The sequence below is a fragment of the Candidatus Phyllobacterium onerii genome (assembly GCF_028331445.1).
Lineage (GTDB): Bacteria > Pseudomonadota > Alphaproteobacteria > Rhizobiales > Rhizobiaceae > Phyllobacterium > Phyllobacterium onerii.
In genome coordinates, this window is record NZ_JAQMHX010000004.1 from 301,221 (window position 1) to 319,809 (window position 18,589).

General features: G+C 57.6%; 21 protein-coding genes and 1 riboswitch. Of the genes, 18 read left to right on the top strand and 3 right to left on the bottom strand.

Annotation, left to right across the window (positions count from 1 at the left end):
• Nucleotides 1-103: 103 nt before the first annotated feature.
• The 5 genes from PHA01_RS11765 (at nt 104) to thiD (ending at nt 4,575) form a co-directional block, all read left to right on the top strand.
• The gene (locus tag PHA01_RS11765) at nt 104-1,066 is read left to right on the top strand and encodes a TadE/TadG family type IV pilus assembly protein (RefSeq protein ID WP_271895602.1); all 963 of its coding nucleotides are present in this window, start codon (nt 104-106) and stop codon (nt 1,064-1,066) included.
• 56 nt (nt 1,067-1,122) lie between these two features.
• Nucleotides 1,123-1,225: riboswitch (TPP riboswitch) on the top strand.
• A 118-nt stretch (nt 1,226-1,343) separates the two neighbouring features.
• The gene (locus PHA01_RS11770; protein WP_271895604.1) at nt 1,344-2,087 is read left to right on the top strand and encodes an ABC transporter permease; all 744 of its coding nucleotides are present in this window, start codon (nt 1,344-1,346) and stop codon (nt 2,085-2,087) included.
• A 65-nt stretch (nt 2,088-2,152) separates the two neighbouring features.
• A complete protein-coding gene (locus PHA01_RS11775) occupies nt 2,153-3,079 on the top strand; it encodes an ABC transporter substrate-binding protein (protein WP_271895945.1) in 927 nt (308 codons plus the stop codon).
• 24 nt (nt 3,080-3,103) lie between these two features.
• Nucleotides 3,104-3,763, top strand: a complete 660-nt coding sequence (thiE, locus tag PHA01_RS11780) for a thiamine phosphate synthase (protein WP_271895607.1) — start codon at nt 3,104-3,106, stop codon at nt 3,761-3,763.
• Nucleotides 3,760-4,575 (top strand): bifunctional hydroxymethylpyrimidine kinase/phosphomethylpyrimidine kinase, encoded by an 816-nt coding sequence (thiD, locus tag PHA01_RS11785; protein ID WP_271895609.1) that lies wholly within the window; start codon nt 3,760-3,762, stop codon nt 4,573-4,575. The genes thiE and thiD overlap by 4 nt, the downstream gene beginning before the upstream one ends.
• Here thiD and PHA01_RS29415 read toward each other — a convergent pair.
• Entirely contained in the window at nt 4,517-5,299 is a 783-nt protein-coding gene (locus PHA01_RS29415) for a transglycosylase SLT domain-containing protein (RefSeq protein ID WP_417020953.1), read from the bottom strand. The genes thiD and PHA01_RS29415 overlap by 59 nt on opposite strands.
• A gap of 210 nt (nt 5,300-5,509) precedes the next feature.
• On the opposite strand from PHA01_RS29415, the gene PHA01_RS11795 reads away from it, so the two are divergent.
• The 10 genes from PHA01_RS11795 to PHA01_RS11840 all read left to right on the top strand — a co-directional run bounded on the left by PHA01_RS11795 (nt 5,510) and on the right by PHA01_RS11840 (nt 13,311).
• On the top strand, nt 5,510-6,268 hold the full coding sequence (locus PHA01_RS11795) for a FadR/GntR family transcriptional regulator (RefSeq protein WP_271895611.1): 759 nt from the start codon (nt 5,510-5,512) through the stop codon (nt 6,266-6,268).
• Nucleotides 6,269-6,291: 23 nt separating this feature from the next.
• Nucleotides 6,292-7,269: a sialic acid TRAP transporter substrate-binding protein SiaP gene (locus tag PHA01_RS11800; RefSeq protein ID WP_271895613.1), complete on the top strand. Its 978-nt coding sequence runs from the start codon at nt 6,292-6,294 to the stop codon at nt 7,267-7,269.
• 68 nt (nt 7,270-7,337) lie between these two features.
• Complete coding sequence (locus tag PHA01_RS11805; protein WP_271895615.1) at nt 7,338-7,910, top strand: TRAP transporter small permease; 573 nt, start codon at nt 7,338-7,340, stop codon at nt 7,908-7,910.
• A gap of 3 nt (nt 7,911-7,913) precedes the next feature.
• Nucleotides 7,914-9,320: a TRAP transporter large permease gene (locus PHA01_RS11810; protein WP_271895617.1), complete on the top strand. Its 1,407-nt coding sequence runs from the start codon at nt 7,914-7,916 to the stop codon at nt 9,318-9,320.
• Nucleotides 9,317-10,363 carry an L-idonate 5-dehydrogenase gene (locus PHA01_RS11815; RefSeq protein WP_271895619.1) on the top strand — a complete coding sequence of 349 codons (1,047 nt, stop codon included), beginning with the start codon at nt 9,317-9,319 and terminating at the stop codon, nt 10,361-10,363. Before PHA01_RS11810 ends, PHA01_RS11815 begins: the two co-directional genes overlap by 4 nt.
• A gap of 176 nt (nt 10,364-10,539) precedes the next feature.
• Nucleotides 10,540-11,400, top strand: coding sequence for a D-alanyl-D-alanine carboxypeptidase family protein (locus tag PHA01_RS11820; RefSeq protein ID WP_271895621.1), 861 nt, complete (start codon nt 10,540-10,542; stop codon nt 11,398-11,400).
• A 173-nt stretch (nt 11,401-11,573) separates the two neighbouring features.
• On the top strand, nt 11,574-11,840 hold the full coding sequence (locus PHA01_RS11825) for a hypothetical protein (RefSeq protein WP_271895623.1): 267 nt from the start codon (nt 11,574-11,576) through the stop codon (nt 11,838-11,840).
• Entirely contained in the window at nt 11,840-12,157 is a 318-nt protein-coding gene (locus PHA01_RS11830; protein WP_271895625.1) for a hypothetical protein, read from the top strand. Before PHA01_RS11825 ends, PHA01_RS11830 begins: the two co-directional genes overlap by 1 nt.
• Before the next feature lies 1 nt (nt 12,158).
• Complete coding sequence (locus PHA01_RS11835) at nt 12,159-12,740, top strand: hypothetical protein (protein WP_271895627.1); 582 nt, start codon at nt 12,159-12,161, stop codon at nt 12,738-12,740.
• Nucleotide 12,741: 1 nt separating this feature from the next.
• Nucleotides 12,742-13,311: a hypothetical protein gene (locus tag PHA01_RS11840; RefSeq protein WP_271895629.1), complete on the top strand. Its 570-nt coding sequence runs from the start codon at nt 12,742-12,744 to the stop codon at nt 13,309-13,311.
• Here PHA01_RS11840 and PHA01_RS11845 read toward each other — a convergent pair.
• Both PHA01_RS11845 and PHA01_RS11850 read right to left on the bottom strand, forming a co-directional pair.
• Complete coding sequence (locus tag PHA01_RS11845) at nt 13,301-14,563, bottom strand: hypothetical protein (protein WP_271895630.1); 1,263 nt, start codon at nt 14,561-14,563, stop codon at nt 13,301-13,303. The two genes, PHA01_RS11840 and PHA01_RS11845, sit on opposite strands and share 11 nt — an antisense overlap.
• A gap of 75 nt (nt 14,564-14,638) precedes the next feature.
• The gene (locus PHA01_RS11850) at nt 14,639-15,823 is read right to left on the bottom strand and encodes an MFS transporter (protein ID WP_271895632.1); all 1,185 of its coding nucleotides are present in this window, start codon (nt 15,821-15,823) and stop codon (nt 14,639-14,641) included.
• A 143-nt stretch (nt 15,824-15,966) separates the two neighbouring features.
• Here PHA01_RS11850 and PHA01_RS11855 point away from each other — a divergent pair, with 143 nt between their 5' ends.
• The 3 genes from PHA01_RS11855 (at nt 15,967) to PHA01_RS11865 (ending at nt 18,557) form a co-directional block, all read left to right on the top strand.
• Nucleotides 15,967-16,884: a LysR substrate-binding domain-containing protein gene (locus tag PHA01_RS11855; protein WP_271895634.1), complete on the top strand. Its 918-nt coding sequence runs from the start codon at nt 15,967-15,969 to the stop codon at nt 16,882-16,884.
• Nucleotides 16,885-16,968: 84 nt separating this feature from the next.
• Nucleotides 16,969-17,613 (top strand): GntR family transcriptional regulator, encoded by a 645-nt coding sequence (locus tag PHA01_RS11860; protein ID WP_271895636.1) that lies wholly within the window; start codon nt 16,969-16,971, stop codon nt 17,611-17,613.
• Nucleotides 17,614-17,690: 77 nt separating this feature from the next.
• Entirely contained in the window at nt 17,691-18,557 is an 867-nt protein-coding gene (locus PHA01_RS11865) for a protein-L-isoaspartate O-methyltransferase family protein (protein ID WP_271895638.1), read from the top strand.
• Nucleotides 18,558-18,589 lie beyond the last annotated feature (32 nt).

Sequence of the window (18,589 nt, forward strand, 5' to 3'; positions counted from 1 at the left end):
ACAAATCGTGCTGACCGAGCATGATCGTGAAAATATGAATGAATTTACTAAGCACGAATTTACGCGGGAGATTCAAAGGTCCAGGTAACGACGGAGTGGGCCAATGAAAAAAATTCGAAATTTCCTAAAAGACCGCAGCGGGGCAACAGCAATAACCTTCGGATTGCTGCTCATACCCATCATGGGGATGACCGGGCTGGCTGTGGATTACAGCCTGGCGAGCAATGAGCGGTCCAAATTACAGAACGCCGCTGACTCGGCCGCGTTGGCCGGCGCGTCGGTTTTCACCGGGTCGAATTCTGCGGCGGCAGAAGCGCGTGCAAAAGCCTACCTCAAGGCTAATCTCGGTGCGGAAGCGGACAAGGTTACCATCAAATTCACTGCGGCCGATCAAAAGGTCAACGTTGCAATCAGCGGCGGGACAAACACAGTGTTCATGCATCTGCTAAAACAGGACAAGGTTGCGATCGGTGTGAATGCAACGGCTTTGGCGCCATTGAAACCTACAACGGCGAAATTCATTCCAGGTGATATGTACGGTTGGTACTTCAAGAAGGTTTCCATTGTGGTCGTGAAGAATGGCGTGGAAACCGTGATGGGAACCATAACCTACACAAGTGCCTACAGAAGTGGTCCTAACAGCGCGAATGGTCGTGGTACGGGTGTCAAAACCCAGGTCCCGCCGGACAATACGACCATTAATCTCGGCGATTACGACAAGTTGTATCTCAAGATGGAAGTCAAAAACGATGGCTGCGACATTGGATACAAGTACACCGCCGATCCCGCGGACCCCAACCATACTCTTTGCGTACCGAGCGCTTCCTCTAGCAGTTATAACCTGACGTTGCGCACTGACGATCCAAATACGGTCGACTACCTGTTCGTTGAGGGCGTGCAGCTAAAGAAGGGTTCCACGCCTCCACTGGACTCCCTGTTCAACTGCGGTGGCCGGCAAGATCATGCCTGGGAAGACGGCGGTGGCTTTGCACAGCAGGACTTTTTCTACCAGGTAGAGGCCGCTTGTAAATCCGTCGATGGCGAGAACGTCCGTCTGACAAACTAGACCGATAGCAACCACAGCGGCGCAATTGACTTTGTCCTTGCGCCGCTCCATCATGACTTTATTCCGAGGGGGGCACTGTACAGTGCTGAGATAGCGTCGAGCTGGACCCTTGAACCTGATCCGGGTTATGCCGGCGTAGGAACGGGAATTGAGCCTTCTTCGCACACCTCAAGTCTTGTCTTCGCGCATATCCGGATCTCCGATCATGATGGAGTCCAGACCGTGCCCGTTTCCTTGAAATTTCTCCGGCAAAAACGGTAGTGGCGTGAACAGCGCCATGCGCCTGGTTTTACAGATAGCGGCAGCTTTGCTGGCGGTGGTCCTGTGCTGGCAAGCGATCGTCTGGGTGATGGCGCCGCCGCGTTTCATCTTGCCAGGACCATTGACGGTTATCTCTACGCTGGTCGACGAGCAGCACTATCTGCTGGCCAACGCCGCCATCACGCTGGTGGAGATCATCCTTGGGCTGATGTTTGGGGCGCTGGCAGGCATCCTGACTGCGCTTCTCGTCTGCGCTGTGCCGGGTTTCCGACAGATCGTCTGGCCGATGATGCTCGTGCTACAGGCGTTGCCGGTTTTCGCGATCGCGCCGCTGCTGGTGCTGTGGTTTGGTTTCGGTCTTGCCTCCAAGGTCGTCATGGCAAGCCTCATCATCTTCTTTCCGGTGGCCTCGGCCTTCGCCGACGGTCTGCAGCGCACCAATCAGGATCTGCTCGACGCGGCGGCACTGACACAGGCATCGCCTCTCGCGACACTGTTCCTCGTGCGCGTGCCGAGCGCCTTGCCGGCACTGGGTTCCGGCTTGCGCGTCGCGGCAGTTTTCGCACCCATCGGCGCCGTCATCGGCGAGTGGGTTGGCTCTTCGCGTGGCCTCGGTTTCGTCATGCTTCAGGCCAATGCGCGCATGCAGACGGATACGCTCTTTGCTGCCCTCATCATCCTCGCCACGCTGACTATTGTCCTGCGCTTCCTTGTGGATGCGCTGGCAAAACGGCTGACGCCATGGGCGCGGGAGGCATGACAATTTTCCCTCATTTGATCGCATGTAAAGGATCTTCGATGTTTCGCATTCATCCCCTGATTTTCATGGTCGGCCTCGCCGTTTCTGCCCTCGGCATTTCCAGTCCGGTCATGGCAGCCGACAAGCTGACTGTTCTTCTTGAATGGTTCGTCAATCCCGACCATGCGCCACTTGTCATCGCCCGGGAGAAGGGCTACTTCGCGGAGGCCGATCTCGATGTCGAGCTCATCCCGCCAGCTGATCCGGCAGCGCCGCCACGCCTTGTTGCGGCGAAGCAGGCGGACATCGCCATCCACTATCAGCCCACGCTTTTTCTCGATCATGATGAAGGCCTGCCGCTGGTACGCTTCGGCACGCTTGTTGAAACGCCGCTCAATACGGTGATGACACTGGCGGCCGGGCAAATCAAAAGCTTGAAGGATTTGAAGGGCAAGAAGATTGGCTTTTCCGTCGCGGGCTTCGAAGATGCGATGCTGGGTGCCATGCTGAAAGCGGAAGGCCTTTCAACCAAGGATGTCGAGTTGATCAATGTCAACTTTGCCCTCTCCACCTCGCTGATTTCCGGGCAGGTGGATGCGACGGTCGGTGCCTATCGCAATTTCGAGCTGACGCAGATGGCGCAGGAAGGGCACAAGGGGCTCGCCTTCTTCCCGGAAGAACATGGCGTGCCCCCCTATGACGAGCTCATTTTCGTTACCTATCCGGATTTGCTGAAGGACGACCGGCTCAAGCGCTTTCTCGGCGCGGTGGAGAAGGGAGCGATCTACCTGACCAACCATCCGGACGAATCCTGGCAGCTCTTCGTCAAGGCCTATCCGGATCTGGATAATCCACTGAACAAGCAGGCCTGGATCGACACGCTGCCGCGATTTGCCAAGCGGCCCGCTGCGCTCGATCGCGGCCGCTACGAACGGTTCGGTGTCTTCATGCACGACGCAGGATTGATCAAGAGCATCCCCAAGGTCGACGACATCGCCGTGGAATTAAACTGAACATTTCAACTAAAGAGAGAACACATGCCAAAAGTAGATTACCGGCTGAATGCCATTGTCGATGTCGATGCTATCGGCGGCGACAGGGACCTAGGCCAGCTTGCGCTTAGCGCCGCACGGGGTGGCGCTACGATCATCCAGTATCGTGACAAGAACTCGCCAACGCGCCTTATGGTCGAACGGGCCAGAACGATCCATGCCGCACTGAAGGGGACGGGGGTGCCACTGGTGGTCAATGACCGTATCGACGTGGCGCTCGCCGCCGGCGTCGAAGGGGTGCATGTCGGCCGCGAGGACATGCTCGTGGCGGATGCGCGCCGTCTGCTCGGACCGGACGCGATCCTCGGCCTGACGGTCAAGAATGAAGCAGATGCTCAGGCGGCTATCGAGGCCGATATCGACTACGCATGTATCGGCGGCCTGTTCGAAACACCGGCAAAGCAAAATCTGGAGCCTATCGGCTTTGAAGGGTTCAGCCGTCTGGCACCAATCATCCGCAAGGTGAAACCCGACCTGCCGATCGGCGCGATCGCAGGTATCGATCTTGCGCGTACGCCGCCTGCGATTGCGGCCGGAGCCGACGGCGTGGCTGCGATTTCGGCGATTTTCCGGCAGGACGATCCGCAAGGCGCGACCGCTGCGTTGCTGGCGGCGGTCGATGCAGCGTTGAAGGAACGGGCATGACTGCGATTGCCCAAACAGCCATTGCATTGACCATTGCCGGTTCCGACAGCGGGGGAGGCGCAGGCATCCAGGCGGATTTGAAGACATTCTCGGCACTTGGCGTTTATGGCACCAGTGTTTTGACGGCGATCACCGCGCAGAACACACGCGGAGTGACCGCTATCGAGAATCTCTCGCCTGGCATCGTCCGCGCACAGATCGATGCTGTCCTGTCCGATATCGACGCGCACGCGATCAAGATCGGCATGGTCGGCGTGGTCGAAACGATCGAGGCAATCGCCGACGCGCTGGAGCACTGGAACCGGAGGGTGGTACTGGACCCGGTAATGGTCGCTACGTCCGGTGACCGCTTGTTGCAGCCAGAGGCTATTGAAGCATTGCGGCAGCTTCTTCTGCCGCGCGCCCTGGTACTGACACCCAATCTGCCGGAAGCAGCATTGCTGACAGGTGAGACTATAGCAGAGGATGAAGCCGGGATGGCCCGGCAGGCAGAGAAACTGCTGGCGCTCGGAGCGGCGGCTGTGCTGGTCAAGGGCGGTCACGCGAAATCCGAGATGAGCACGGACCTGTTGTTCGACGGTGTCATGATGCAGCGCTTTTCAAGCCCGCGCATCATGACGAACAATGACCATGGCACTGGCTGCACTCTGGCCGCCGCAATAACCGCCGGATTGGCCAAAGGCCTTGATCTAGGTGAGGCTGTAACTGATGCGAAAGACTATCTGACGGCGGCGATTGCCGCGGCCGGAATACTTAAAGTGGGGCAGGGACGCGGGCCTGTGCACCACTTCCACCGCTGGTGGCCGGCATGACGGTGTCGATCATTTCGGGCCGCTCGAACGGCAAGGGGACCATCGCGGGAAGAACGACTTGATCGCTCGCGTAAGCGAGTTGCGCGGCGGCCGGAGCTGCCGGCGGGAACGGCTGGGTTGCCGTCCCAGCTGTCACGGTCACCGCGGTATTGCCGGCAACCGGAGCAGGTTCAGAAGCGGCTGCGGTTTCGACCGGCGACGCCGGCTCCAATACGCCCAGCATGCCCTTGCGCTTGGCCTGGAAATAGTAGCCGCGTGAGTAAAGTCGCACAGCCTGATCCGGATTGTAATCGGCGACCTTGTAGGCCCCGGCCAGATATCTCACGCCATATTTGAGATTGGTCTCGGCATCGAGCAAATCCTTGGCGCTGCCGTCATGCCCCATACCGCGCGCGGTCGCGGGCAGCATCTGCATCAGGCCCCAATATGGTCCGTTGCGGGCCGCCGGATTGAACCGACTCTCACGCTGCACGACGCGGCGTACCAGCGATTCCGGAACAGCATAGGCGACGGAATATTTCGAGATCAGACCATCGACGGACGACCTATCGGAAGATTTGGGTTGCGGCTTGGTATCTACAGCGTTGGCAAGCCGCGGCGATGGTTCGGGAAGCGGAATTGACGTCGCACTGGGCAATTTCGGATCGGCTGTCGTGCAAGCGCCGAGTACCAGAGCAAGGCTCAGGCAGGCAAAGGCGCGCGGCAATCGAATATCAGGCAGCATTTGTCACCGGTCGGACGAGGCAGATGTTGAGCTGTCATAGCTTGTTCGCAGGGGCGTGGGGCAATCACTTTCCATTGCAGATTGTTACAGTAAGAGTTCCCGTTTAAGCGACTGTCTTGACTCCAGCATATATACCAATGTATCAGTTGCATATTGGTAAGGCCAGTTTACCAGTCGAGTGCGGAAGGGAGAGCCGTGCGGGGAGGACCAATGTTTGCAGCGATCCAGCCGCGCCGCTTGTACCGGCAGGTGGCAGACCAGGTACGCACGCTGATCGAAAGCGGCGAGTTTGCCGTCGGCGAGCGGCTGCCCGGGGAGCGCGAACTTGCGGAAAAACTTGGCGTATCCCGCCCGACCATCCGCGAAGCGTTGATTGCGCTTGAAGTTGAAGGGCTTGTTCATATCCGCATGGGTTCCGGCATTTATGTCACGCGCCAGCAGCGCGAGAAGCCTGCGCCTGTACAAGCCGAAGCCGAAGATCTGGAAGGACCATTCGAACTGCTGCGCGCCCGTGCGTTGATCGAATGTGCGATCGCGGAAGAGGCGGCCAAAGCAACTACACCCGCCCATATCGATGCGCTGGATGACGTGCTGACGAAGATGGCGAGCACCTTCAACGATCCACGCACATCGATTGCGCTCGACCGGACTTTTCACACGACGATCGCCGGCATTATCGAAAACGCGGCGCTCAATCGGTTTGTCGGCGAGCTCTTCGACCAGAGGATGACGCCTTATTTCGAGAAGCTGGCGAGCTATTTCGAAAGTCCCGCTTCCTGGCGCGAGGCATTCGAGGAACACCGGGCCATCCGCGACGCCATCGCTTCGGGCGACCCGGCGCGCGCCAAATTGGCGATGCAGCATCATCTGCTGCAATCGCAAGTGAGATTTTCCAAGAGCTTCGATGAAGAACTGGAAAGTGAAAAGGGCCATCCCGCGGGAGGCCGGAGCAGAAGTACCAAGATCTGAATTCAATCTGGGAGGACTACGATATGAAGATCAAACTGATGACAATTCTGGGGGCGGTTGCCGCTCTCGCGCTATCGGCCGTGGTGGCGCAAGCGCAAACGACGCTCAAATGGGCGCATGTGTACGAAACGTCGGAGCCGTTCCATACGGAGTCCGTCTGGGCGGCGGAAGAGATCGCCAAGCGGACCAATGGACGTTACAAGATCGACGTATTCCCGGCTTCACAGCTGGGCAAGGAAGCCGACATCAATCAGGGGCTTAAGCTTGGCACGGTCGATATCATCATTTCCGGATCGAGCTTTGCCGCCCGGGACTACAAGCCGATCGGCGTCACCTATTTTCCCTACATCTTCCGCGGGCCGGAACATCTGATTGCCTATACGAAGAGTGATGTGTTCAAGCGTCTTGCTGCCGGTTACGAGGCGAAGAGCGGCAACCACATTGCAGCCGTCAGCTATTATGGCACAAGGCAAACCACATCCAACAAACCCATCACCAAGTGCTCGGATATGGAAGGTCTGAAGATCCGCGTGCCTGACGTGCCCGCCTATCTCGCCATGCCGCGTGCCTGCGGCGCCAACACGACGCCAATCGCTTTCGCGGAAGTCTATCTCGCGCTGCAGAACGGCACGGTCGAGGCGCAGGAAAATCCGCTGACGACGATCGAAGCAAAGAAGTTCTTCGAAGTTCAGAAGAACATCATCCTTACCGGTCACATCGTCGATCATCTGAACACGGTGATCTCGAAGCAGCTTTGGACCAGCCTTTCCGATGAAGACAAGAAGATCTTCGGTGATGTGATGCAGGAAGCTGCCGAACGCACAACGAAGATCATATCGGAGAAGGAAAAACAGCTCGTCGCGACATTCAAGGAAAAGGGTATCAACGTGACGGAAGTCGACAAGGCCGATTTCGAAAAGAACGTGGTGGAAAAGGTCAAATTCGAGGATTTCGGCTACGAGAAATCCGATTGGGAAGCCATTCGCGCGATCAAGGAATGATCCATCGGGCCGGGCGGTGATGCTATCGCCCGGCCGCATCCCATGCTGACGCCAACCGGAGACGGAACATGTCAAATGAAATTCATACCCCGGTAACTGCCGAAGAGCTTGCTCATTCCTTCGAAGATGCTGGCCCGGTGGCTGATCTGTCGGATTATGCCATTGAAGATTGGCTGACACTGATCGTCTTCTGGCTCATGACGGGATGCGTATTCCTTCAGTTCTTTACGCGATACGTCATGAACGACAGCTATGCGTGGACCGAAGAAATCGCCATCAACTGTCTGATCGGTGTCGTGTTTCTCGGCTCTGTGATGTGCGTCCGCGTCTCGCGGCATATTCAGGTGGATGTGCTCTACCATTACTTGCCGGCGGGTGTCGCTCGCGCGCTGTCAAACTTTGTCGATATCGTGCGCATCGGCTTCTTCGCCTATGCGGTCTGGTTAATGTGGCGATACGTCGACATCGTTGCGGAAGAACGCATGGTCACAGTCGATCTTCCACGCAACATCGTTTTTTACAGCGTGTTCGTCGCATTCATATTGATGCTGCTCCGCGCCGTTCAGGTTTTCATCCGCAATGTTCGCCGGGGCTATTCTGTCCTGGAGCGTCCCGAAGAATTCCAGAAGATTGAGGACTGATCAATGTTATTGCTTGTTGGAACTTTCCTTATTCTTATGCTTGTCGGCGTGCCGGTCGCCATTTCCATGGCCGTTGCCTCAGTGCTTTATCTCGTCTTCTTCGGCGTCGCCCCGGACATCATCGTGGCGCAGCGCATGATCGCCGGTGTTGAAAGCTTCCCGCTTCTCGCCGTGCCGTTCTTCATCCTCGCCGGCAATCTCATGAATTCTGCAGGTGTCACCGGGCGTATCTATTCGTTCGCCGTCGCGCTCGTCGGCTGGATGAAGGGTGGTCTAGCGCAGGTCAATATCATCGGGTCTGTCATTTTCTCCGGCATGTCTGGAACTGCTCTCGCCGACGCCGCAGGCATCGGCACCATCGAGATCAAGGCGATGAAGGATCACGGTTATCCCGTCGAGGCGGCTGTCGGCGTTACCGCGGCTTCCGCAACGCTTGGACCGATCTTCCCGCCGTCATTGCCTTTCGTGATCTACGGGATGATGGCCAACGTCTCCATCGGCGCTCTGTTCATGGCGGGCATCCTGCCGGGCATCGTCATGACCGTGCTGATGATGGTTACCGTTGCCATCTTCGCCTATGTGAAGCGCTGGGGCTCCGATGCGCCTTTCGAGATAAAGCAGCTCCTGGAAGCTTCCCTGGAGATCGTGGTTGTCGCCTGCGTTCCTGTGGTTATCTATCTGTTGATGCTCACCGGCCTTTCCATCAACGCGTCGGTCGGTATCGCGCTGGTGCTACTCCTCGCCGCTGACTGGTATTTCGATTTCTCCGCCGTCATGGCGCTGATGACGCCGGTGATCCTCATCGGTGGCATGACCATGGGCTGGTTCACTCCGACAGAGGCAGCCGTCGCGGCTGTCTTGTGGTCGCTGTTCCTCGGCCTTGTGCGTTACAGAACGATGACCTTGAAGAGCCTTGCCAAGGCGAGTTTCGATACGATCGAAACAACCGCTTCGGTATTGTTCATCGTAACGGCGGCCTCGGTCTTCGCATGGCTTTTGACCGTCAGCCAGGCAGCCCAGCTCCTGTCGACGGCTATCCTGTCGATCACCGAGAATAAATGGGTGTTTCTGATCCTGGTAAACTTGCTGATGCTGTTCGTCGGCTGCTTCCTCGATACGATTGCGGCCATCACCATCCTCGTGCCGATCCTGTTGCCGCTCGTACTCAAATTCGGCATCGATCCGGTGCATTTCGGCTTGATCATGACGCTGAACCTGATGATTGGCCTGCTGCATCCGCCGCTAGGCATGGTATTGTTCGTCTTGTCGCGTGTTGCGAAGCTCTCGGTCGAGCGCACCACAATGGCAATCTTGCCCTGGCTCGTTCCACTGTTCATCGCACTGATTGCGATCACATTCATTCCGGCCATCACCCTCTGGCTGCCAACACAACTGGGTCTGATCAAATGAGTACCACGGGCATTGCTGCAACTCTCTTCGGCGCCGAAGATCTTCGTGTCGTCGATATCGAACTCGGAGACCTCGCACCGAACATGGTGCGGGTCCGCTTCGGGGCTGCCGGCATATGCGGCTCCGACATGCATTATTTCCGCCATGCGAGAACAGGCGATTTCGTCGTTACCTCGCCGCTTATACTTGGCCACGAGGTGGCGGGTGAGGTCGTCGAGATCGGGAGCAACGTGACCGGACTGGCGGTTGGTGAGCGGGTTGCGGTCAATCCGTCGCGCTGGTGCGAACACTGTGCCTATTGCCATGAAGGTCGGGCAAACCTTTGCGAGAACATCTACTTCATGGGCTCGGCTTCGAAAACGCCGCACATGCAGGGAGGGTTTGCCAGCCTGTTCGATGCGACCGCATCGCAATGCGTCAAGGTGCCAGCGGACTTGCCTTATCAGGCAGCGGCGCTCGCCGAACCACTGGCGGTCTGCCTGCACGCGGTACGCCGCGCCGGCCACGTCAAAGGAACTTCAACCATCATTTTCGGTTCGGGCCCGATCGGCCTCTTGACCATGCTGGCACTGAAACATGCGGGTGCAGGCTCGGTTGCCATGGTCGACGTTGCCGCCGCACCCTTGAAATTCGCACAAGAGCTCGGCGCTGACCAGACGATAGACCTGTCGCAAGGCGAGGAACAGCTGGCGGCGTTTGCAGCCGCCACGCCCTACGATATCGCCTTCGAAATTTCGGGAACGGCGGCGGGACTGGCCTCGGCCATTCGCACGGTCAGGCGGGGCGGAACGGTGGTTCAGGTCGGTAATCTTTCCGGTGGGTCTATCCCCGTACCTGCCAATGCGGTGATGTCTAAGGAGCTCGATCTGATCGGGACATTCCGTTTTGGCGAGGAGTTTTTCGAAGCGGTCGAGTTGATCGTAGAGGGCAAGATCGATGTGCTCCGGCTGGTGACTAGCGAGTTCAAACTCGCCGACGCGCCTGAGGCGTTTCGTGTGGCTTTGGACCGCTCGCGCAGCGTCAAGGTGGTGCTCACAGCGTAGCACGCGACAATTTGGTGTGGGAGACTACGCTTGGCGCACGGGGTCAAATCGGCTAACAAGCGCGCTTAGAGCCTTTCATGAAAGGCTCTAAGCCGAATTGTTAACCTCTCCTGCGCTAGACATCTGCTCTTTCGCATAAGCATTATGTTCGGAATATAAACGTGCTGCGAGTTCATATGTCGTTCTATTCATTTTCGAAAGTCGTGGTGTTGATAGGGGTGATTCTTGGCACGGCCAGCGGTTGTACGACTGCTGCAACGCTGAGTACCGTCACCCCGACGACGGTTGCACCGGTTTCGGAAAAATCCGCCTCAATCGTGGTCGATGGCAGCACGGGCGCGGTTCTTTATCAGGCAAGCGCCGATCTACCGCGGGTGCCTGCCTCGCTGACCAAGATGATGACGCTCTACCTTACTTTCGAGGCACTGAAATCCGGCCGGATCACCAAGACGACTCTCCTGCCGGTCTCCGCTCACGCTGCATCGCAGGCGCCAAGCAAACTCGGTTTGAAGCCGGGCCAGACGATCGACGTCGATACCGCAATCAAGGCGATCGTCGTCAAATCCGCCAATGATGTCGCCGTGGTTCTAGCCGAATATCTCGGCGGCACGGAAGACCAGTTCGCAGCCCAGATGACGGCGAAAGCACGTCAACTCGGCATGCGGGGCACCAACTTCCACAACGCTTCCGGTCTGCCCGACCCGCAGCAGATCACGACGGCGCGTGACATGGCGCTGCTTGGTATGTCACTGCGCAGGCACTACCCTGGGCAATACTATTATTTCGTCACCCAGGATTTCGTCTACAATGGCAAATTGATCCGCGGGCATAACCGGGTTCTGGCGCAATTGAACGGCGCAGATGGCATCAAGACCGGTTATGTGCGGGCTTCCGGCTTCAACATCGTCACGTCGATCAGCGACAATGGCCGGCAACTTGTAGCAGTCGTCATGGGCGGCGAGACAGCACGAAGCCGCGACGCACAGGTTGTAAGTCTGGTCAACGCCTACCTACCACAGGTTGCCTCACGGTTCTGAGGGACATGATGCGATTTTCCGCGACCGCGTAGGTTCACGGACTTGCAGCAACTTCCACAAGTTATCGCGCGTTAAAATCCAAGACTTGAAATTTACCCCGCAAACATTGCATGGTGCGTGATGACAGCGACTCATTATTGATCCTAAAGATCGAGAGGAGAACGATCGGGCCGATGCGATCCCGTTTCCTGAACCTGCGCAGCAAAGCAATCGCCTGGTTGACGGCGGGTATCGGCTCATTTGCAGCACTGGCCACTGCATTTGCGCTCGGGGCATTCGAGGCAGCGGACAAGCAAGAGCTCCCGCAAATCACCGCCGGCCAGTCGATCGATGCGGGCAAATGGCTGATCAAACCCTTGAAAGCTTGGGTGACCGACCAGAAAATCTTCAGTGTGACCCGAAGGAAGGGCAGAAGGCCGTCGTTTTCGCAGTCGAATTGATGAACCGCACGACCCAGTCCGACAGCGGCTATGCCAATACATTTCATCTGCTCGGGAAATTGCAAGCAATCACCGAGCAGCCGCTTGCCTATCTCGATCGAGATGGGTCGTCGTTGCCCGATCTGCAACCCGAAATGCCCGAAAAGATTACTTATGTCTGGGTGGTACCATCCGATGCTGTCCCGACCGGCACGATTGAACTTGGCATCGAGGCATGGAAGTTCAAGCTGCGCAACAATCTGACTGGCACTCCGGGCTGGTGGAGCAAGGCTCCGGCAGGCACCGTAAGTCTGCCACTTTCTCAGAGTGAGGGCTAAAATGCGCCGGCTCGCCAATATTCTCGTCTTGATCGTTGCCGTCGGCGTGCTTTACGGCATGCACCAGACCAAGCCACGCTTCGGTGAGCTGACGGCTCCTATTCCCGTCTATGGCGAGATGCACGATAAGGTTCACACCCGCGAGTTCGATGTAACGCTCGATCAGGTCATTTTCGCGCGCCAACTGGACTTCACCCAGTATGGCGAGAAGAAAACGCTGACGACTTCGGGTCTTTGGGTAATTGTCACCGCAAACCTTGCGGCGACGACAAACAGTACGAGTGTTGCCGCGGCAACCTGGCTCGGGCCGACAGGTCTGAAGTTCACAACGTCCGGCCGGATCGGCTGGGCGCCGGGAATGCCGCCGCACCTGCTTGCTCCGGGATTGCCCAAGAAGGTTCGATTCATCTTTGAGACAATGCCCGACCAGGTGAACGGGGCAACGCTGGTTCTCTCGGGCAAGGTAGAGCCGGCATTGGATTCCGAGGCGCGCATTTCAATCGATGACATCAAGACGTTCAATGACGGGCAGCCTCTGGTCGTCGACAGTTACGACCCGTTGCGTCCGCTGACAGGGACATGAAATGTCGGTCTTGATCGAGGACAAGCAAAACGCTTTGGAGCGGAGATGGCGCAAGCGCAGCCTGTGGGCCTTGCTATTCCTCGTTCCGATTTCACTGTTATCTGTCTCGTACAGAGACATCAATGAACTCGTCCGGTATCGCGATATGCTGCCGGTTGATGTCGCTGCAGGAGAGACCAAACACTATGGCGGCAGCGACTGGCAGTTTCAGGGATTGCGCAAGGTGGAAGGCATAAGACCCGGCCGGCTTCCCGCGGGTTCAGCGCCAATCATCGCGCGTTTTGTAGTCGAGATCGGTGATCCCGACCTTCAAAATCTCTGGCTTATGTGTGCTATCAAGCTGACCGATCCTACGGGACGCACCTGGTACCCCTCCAGCGTGCCGGGAATACCTTCGCCGCAACCGGGCATCGAGACCTGCAGTTCCACAGTATTTTCCGGCGCGCAAAAGGGGGAGCGGAGAGTGATCGAGGAGAACTATCTCGTTCCAGCGGATGTCGCAGACGAACTTGTCGCGACTTTAGGGATGCACAGCGAGCGCCCGTTCTATCTCAGATTTGCTAAGCCGTAGTTTTCCGGGTCATCGAAAACGCAGTTTCTAGGACTGCAGCAAGGAAGCAAATGCGCAGGGGCTCTACGAGAATTCCGGTCGATGAATCCTGTAGCGGACTGCCAAACAGGAAGCTTATTCCATTCGCCAGGACCTCCCACACGGCAATGGAGTGCGGGCCTATCAGGTGTGCCGTACCGAGCCAGAGCCAAGCCGCCGCCCATTCGATAAAGCGATAGCCGAGGATCAAGGTGATGATCAGCAGCAGCCCGGAATTCAGCGTGAGCCTCACACCATTGGCAATGGGCAAATATCTTGAGCGATAACCGCTGATGAAATGCTCGATGAAGTCGCGCAGGAATTTCGGAATGGCCTGATACCGCTCGCCAAAGCGTTCGACGCGATGGTGGATGCGCATGAGTTCTTTTTGGTCGCGGACGTCATAGCCGTAGACAAGTGCGACCATGACCAGCCAGATCACCGGCAGGAGTGCGTGGAAGAACAGGTTGACCGCTACCGCACTGAAGTTCTCCGGAACCTGCTCGACCGGTACCAGGGCCGCGGCAAAGGCCGATGAAACCGGCTGGGCGAGTGCCGCGAAGAATTGTTCGAACCACGACCACAGCCGGCCTTCGACCAGCGCCTGCAACCAGTCATCCTTCCAGCGGCTGATGATATAAAGACCGATGAATATCCAGTTGGTCTCGCAAACGACCATGATAATGTCCCAGACCGAGCGCTTGGTGCGTTCCTTCATGGCCTTTGCGAAACTGCGCACGATCCACGAAATGGCAACCGACAGAAGGATCCATTTCGAATCGAGAACATCGAGCACGCTGCCGCCACCACCTTCGAATGGCCGCAACTCAAGTGCGAGGCGCGAATATTGGCGCACCGTGTCGCCAAGAAAACCCCAGGCTGCGTAGTAGGCAAAGAACGGAAGCAATGCGACGGCAATGATCGTGGTGAGGCGAGACAGGCCGAATTCGCGTCTGTCCGCGTGTTCATCCGCCTGGGTTTGTGCGGCGTTGACGGAGGGCAAACCCGGCCGCACGATCTGGATCATGGAAACCGTCGTGACGAGTTGGGTAAGCGCAACGAGGGTCAACAGTCCAAGACCGGCATAGTGGTTGATATAGGCGGCTTTGACCGCTACCCACATCAACAGATCCGATACGGTGAGCCCTAGCAGGACAACAGCAATGAGCTGTGGCCAGAAGCGCAACCAGAGCCTGAATGTCAGCTTGATGGGCAATGCCACTTCGGCCAGCATGGAAAACCTTTCGCGAATCTCATGCCGACCTTAGCAAATTATCCTGTCCTGTCACCCCGCCCCACCATTTTCCCTTTAGCAGATGGCGAGAGCTTCGGTCGTCGCACGGCGGTCGAGCATCTGGCTCCAGAGGGTCAGACCGAGCGCTCCGACCACCAGAAGCGAACCGACCCAGGGTGTTGCGCCGAGACCGAGGGGCGAGGCGACGATCAGACCACCGAGGAATGCACCTCCGGCAATGCCGAGATTGAAGGCGGCGATGTTCAGTGCCGAAGCGACGTCTACCGTTTCAGGTGTGTGAATCTTGGCAAGCTGCACGACATAGAGCTGGAGGCCGGGGACGTTGGAGAAGGAGAGCGCACCGAGTGCGGCAAGCGTCACCAATGACCATATGGGCGAGACGGCCGTGAAAGTGAAAATCGCCAGCACTGCCGCTTGCAGCGTGAACATGACCGCAAGGGCACCGACCGGATTACCATCGGCGACGCGTCCGCCAACCATGTTGCCCACCGCAATCGAAAGACCGTAGAGGACGAGTATCAGGCTGACGGTCGAGCCGGCATAGCCTGTGATTTCCTGCAGAACTGGCGCTAGGAACGTGAACATGACGAAGGTGCCACCATAGCCGAGCGCAGTCATGGCAAAGGCGAGAAGCAGGCGGCCACTGGCGAGAACACGAACCTGATCGATGAGCCGCGCAGGTTCTGCTTTGGCGATCTTTGACGGTAAAAGGAATGCGATGGCGAGCAAGGCAATGACACCAAGTCCGGACACGGCCCAGAATGTTGCGCGCCAGCCGAGCTGCTGGCCTATGAAGGTGCCGAGCGGTACGCCGGTAACGATGGCGACGGTCAAGCCCAGGAACATCATGGCGATGGCGGACGCGCGGCGGTTTGGCGCCACGAGATCGGCGGCGATTGTGGCACCGACAGAGAAGAATACGCCATGGGCAAAAGCGCTTATCACGCGGGCGACGAGCAATAGTTCATAGCTCGGCGAAAGCGCGGCGGCGGTATTGCCGATGATGAAAAGCCCCATCAGACCGAGCAGCAGAGGCTTGCGCTCGATACGGCCGGTAAGGGCGGTCAGAATGGGTGCGCCGAAGGTCACGCCGAGCGCGTAAACGCTGACGATAAGACCGGCGAGCGGCAGCGTAATATTGAGATCGGCGGCGACTGTGGGCAAAAGGCCAACGATGACGAATTCAGTCGTTCCGATGGCATAGGCGCTGATAGTCAACGCCAGAAGAGCGAGAGGCATTGTCTTGTCCTTTGAATGGGGGCTGCTTGGGAGTCAGCCAGAGATTGACGAAAGCCGAGGGGAATATGGCGCATCGTCATTACCTTGATAATCGCTTCATACTGCTCAATACTTGTGAAACGAATTCATAGGTCGTAGCGAACATGGACAATCGAGCCGGAGAAATGGAAGTTTTCGTTCAGGCGGTCGACCTCAACAGCTTTTCTGCTGCGGGGCGACGCCTAGGCCTTACGCCATCAGCCGTCAGCAAAATCATCAGCCGTATCGAAGAGAGGCTTGGGACCCGTCTGCTCGTGCGCTCGACGCGTACGCTCAGGCTAACGCCGGAGGGTGAAATCTATCATCAGCGGGCGCTGCGCATTGTCGCGGAGATTGACGAGGCTGAACGGGCTGTAGCCTCGGGTGCATCGGCGGCGCCACGCGGATTGTTGCGCGTGAACTCTTCCGTGCCAGTCGGAATGATGTGCATTCTGCCGCTCGTTCCCAAATTCCTGCGACGCTACCCGGAGGTGGAACTCGACGTTTCGCTTAGCGACGGCGTGGTCGATCTGATCGAGGAGCGTGCCGACGTCGCCATCCGCGTTGGACCCATGCGCAGTTCGAGCCTGAAGGCGCGCAAGCTTTTCGAGAGCCGGGTGGTGGTCATCGCTTCACCAGCCTATCTCGCCGAGCACGGCACCCCGATGCATCCCCGTGACCTTGAGCGCCACAACTGTCTCAACTTCAACTTTCGGCGGATACTGAATGAGTGGCCGTTTCGCGATCCCAAAACCGGGGAGATCGATACGATCGCGGTCGCCGGCAATTTCCTCTCGAACAATGGATCGACCGCGCAGCAGATGTGCGTGGCCGGGCTTGGAATTGCCAGACTGGGCCTCTTTCATGTCAGAGTCGACATCGAGGCCGGGCGGCTGGTCGCGTTGCTTGAGGACTACAACCCGGGTGACATTGAACTCATCCATGCGGTGTTCGTCGGTCATGAATACCTTGCGGCGCGCGTGCGGAGCTTCGTCGATTTCTTGACCGAGAATTTAGCAACGCATACGGGATCGCGTGAATGACTTTCCCTTGACGTTATATTCAATGAAATATAACGAATAAGCAGAAGCCCGATGATCGGGCGAATGTGGAATCGAGGAAGGGCTATGGCGTTATTGGGCCTACATATGCCGCGCGAAACAACATCCTTGCGCCAGCAAGTCACAGACACCTTGCGTGAATCGATCCTGTCGGGATCCCTGCGCCCGGGTCAGAAACTGATCGAGCGCCTGCTTTGCGAGGAATTGCTTGTGAGCCGCACAATATTGCGTGAAGCATTGCAGCATCTGCAAGCCGAGGGCGTGATCGTCAGTACGCCGCGACGGGGTCTCTCGGTGGCCAAACCCAACGCGGAGGAGGCCAACCAGATGCTTCGCGTCAGGCAGGCGTTGACGCCGTTGGTGGGCGAGGAGTTCGCCCGCAATGCGAGCAACGCGCAGGTGGCGCGCCTGCGTGCGCATGTCGATCGCATGGACGACCAAAACGCCATGACCGCAGAGAATAAATTCTATTCCATATTGCTCGAAGGGTGCGGCAACAGTGTTGCAAGCGCGATGCTAACGCTTCTCAACAATCGAATTATCATTATCCAGCATCTCGTGCCGAGCGTCATTAGCCAGAATAGGGATATGGTCGACGAGCTCCGTGCTATTGTCTCCGCCATAGAAGCGCGAGACCCCGAGCTGACAAGCCGGCTATGCGCTGCACATGAGACGAGCTCGACAAGCATGCACCACGAGCTGGCCAACTAGCTGTGATCATTGAAGTTGAACCTTCCGGCATGACATGACTACAATAGCAATGTCGTAGTCCAACCGGAATGTAATGGATGACCGATCCTGACGAACTGAAGATCGTTCGCCGCTCATTCACCAAGCAGATATTGGCGAGCGTTGGCGTTGAGGATCACCATATCGAAAATGCCTTTGCGGAAGTGCCGCGCGAGGATTTTCTCGGACCCGGCCCGTGGCCGATGCGCCGTTTCGGTGTTGGCTATGTCGATACGCCAAACGCTGACCCAGTTTACCTCTATACGGACGATCTGGTCGGGATATCGCCGGAGCGGCACATCAACAATGGCGAACCGTCATTGCATGCGCATCTACTATGGTGCGCGCATCCAGTTGCAGGCGAACATATTGTGCATGTCGGCGCTGGGGTCGGCTATTACACGGCGATCATGGCGCATCTGGCGGGGCCGTCCGGGCACGTTACGGGGATTGAGTTGGAGACTGACCTCGCGGCACGCGCCAAGTCCAATCTTTCCGCCTACCCAAATGTCAAAGTGATTGAAGGTGACGGTACGAAAGTCGAGTTCGAACCGGCGGACATAATCTATGTCAACGCGGGTGCAACGCGCCCCGCCGATATTTGGCTGGACCGGCTCAAAGATGGCGGGCGCCTGGTTCTGCCCATGACCACCGACGATGGATATTCCAGCCAAAGCCGGCGCAGCAGGCCGCGCGGTGCCGTGTTCGTTATCACGCGTGAAGGCGAAAATTTTGCGGCGCGCTGGGTGTCGGGTGTCGCGATTTATCCGTGTGCCGGCCTGCGGGACGAAAAATCGGAGGATGCACTCGCAAAGGCCTTTGCGAGTGGCGGCTGGGACCGCGTCACGCGCCTCCACCGTAGCGACAACATCGCTGATGATCGCTGCTGGCTCAAGGGTGCCGGCTGGGCATTGGCCTATGACTGAGAACCATCTTGTCCAATGCATCGGGAGGACTA

Bases quoted from the DNA above. Each gene is read 5' to 3' on its own strand.
- PHA01_RS11800 (WP_271895613.1), top strand. From the start codon at position 6,292: ATGAAGATCAAACTGATGACAATTCTGGGGGCGGTTGCCGCTCTCGCG.
- PHA01_RS11845 (WP_271895630.1), bottom strand. From the start codon at position 14,563: ATGCTGGCCGAAGTGGCATTGCCCATCAAGCTGACATTCAGGCTCTGG.
- PHA01_RS11860 (WP_271895636.1), top strand. From the start codon at position 16,969: ATGGCGTTATTGGGCCTACATATGCCGCGCGAAACAACATCCTTGCGC.
- PHA01_RS11815 (WP_271895619.1), top strand. From the start codon at position 9,317: ATGAGTACCACGGGCATTGCTGCAACTCTCTTCGGCGCCGAAGATCTT.
- PHA01_RS11795 (WP_271895611.1), top strand. From the start codon at position 5,510: ATGTTTGCAGCGATCCAGCCGCGCCGCTTGTACCGGCAGGTGGCAGAC.
- PHA01_RS29415 (WP_417020953.1), bottom strand. From the start codon at position 5,299: ATGCTGCCTGATATTCGATTGCCGCGCGCCTTTGCCTGCCTGAGCCTT.
- PHA01_RS11775 (WP_271895945.1), top strand. From the start codon at position 2,153: ATGGTCGGCCTCGCCGTTTCTGCCCTCGGCATTTCCAGTCCGGTCATG.
- PHA01_RS11830 (WP_271895625.1), top strand. From the start codon at position 11,840: ATGAACCGCACGACCCAGTCCGACAGCGGCTATGCCAATACATTTCAT.
- PHA01_RS11865 (WP_271895638.1), top strand. From the start codon at position 17,691: ATGACCGATCCTGACGAACTGAAGATCGTTCGCCGCTCATTCACCAAG.
- PHA01_RS11770 (WP_271895604.1), top strand. From the start codon at position 1,344: ATGCGCCTGGTTTTACAGATAGCGGCAGCTTTGCTGGCGGTGGTCCTG.
- PHA01_RS11805 (WP_271895615.1), top strand. From the start codon at position 7,338: ATGTCAAATGAAATTCATACCCCGGTAACTGCCGAAGAGCTTGCTCAT.
- PHA01_RS11835 (WP_271895627.1), top strand. From the start codon at position 12,159: ATGCGCCGGCTCGCCAATATTCTCGTCTTGATCGTTGCCGTCGGCGTG.
- PHA01_RS11850 (WP_271895632.1), bottom strand. From the start codon at position 15,823: ATGCCTCTCGCTCTTCTGGCGTTGACTATCAGCGCCTATGCCATCGGA.
- PHA01_RS11765 (WP_271895602.1), top strand. From the start codon at position 104: ATGAAAAAAATTCGAAATTTCCTAAAAGACCGCAGCGGGGCAACAGCA.
- PHA01_RS11855 (WP_271895634.1), top strand. From the start codon at position 15,967: ATGGACAATCGAGCCGGAGAAATGGAAGTTTTCGTTCAGGCGGTCGAC.
- PHA01_RS11810 (WP_271895617.1), top strand. From the start codon at position 7,914: ATGTTATTGCTTGTTGGAACTTTCCTTATTCTTATGCTTGTCGGCGTG.
- thiD (WP_271895609.1), top strand. From the start codon at position 3,760: ATGACTGCGATTGCCCAAACAGCCATTGCATTGACCATTGCCGGTTCC.
- PHA01_RS11820 (WP_271895621.1), top strand. From the start codon at position 10,540: ATGTCGTTCTATTCATTTTCGAAAGTCGTGGTGTTGATAGGGGTGATT.
- PHA01_RS11840 (WP_271895629.1), top strand. From the start codon at position 12,742: ATGTCGGTCTTGATCGAGGACAAGCAAAACGCTTTGGAGCGGAGATGG.
- thiE (WP_271895607.1), top strand. From the start codon at position 3,104: ATGCCAAAAGTAGATTACCGGCTGAATGCCATTGTCGATGTCGATGCT.
- PHA01_RS11825 (WP_271895623.1), top strand. From the start codon at position 11,574: ATGCGATCCCGTTTCCTGAACCTGCGCAGCAAAGCAATCGCCTGGTTG.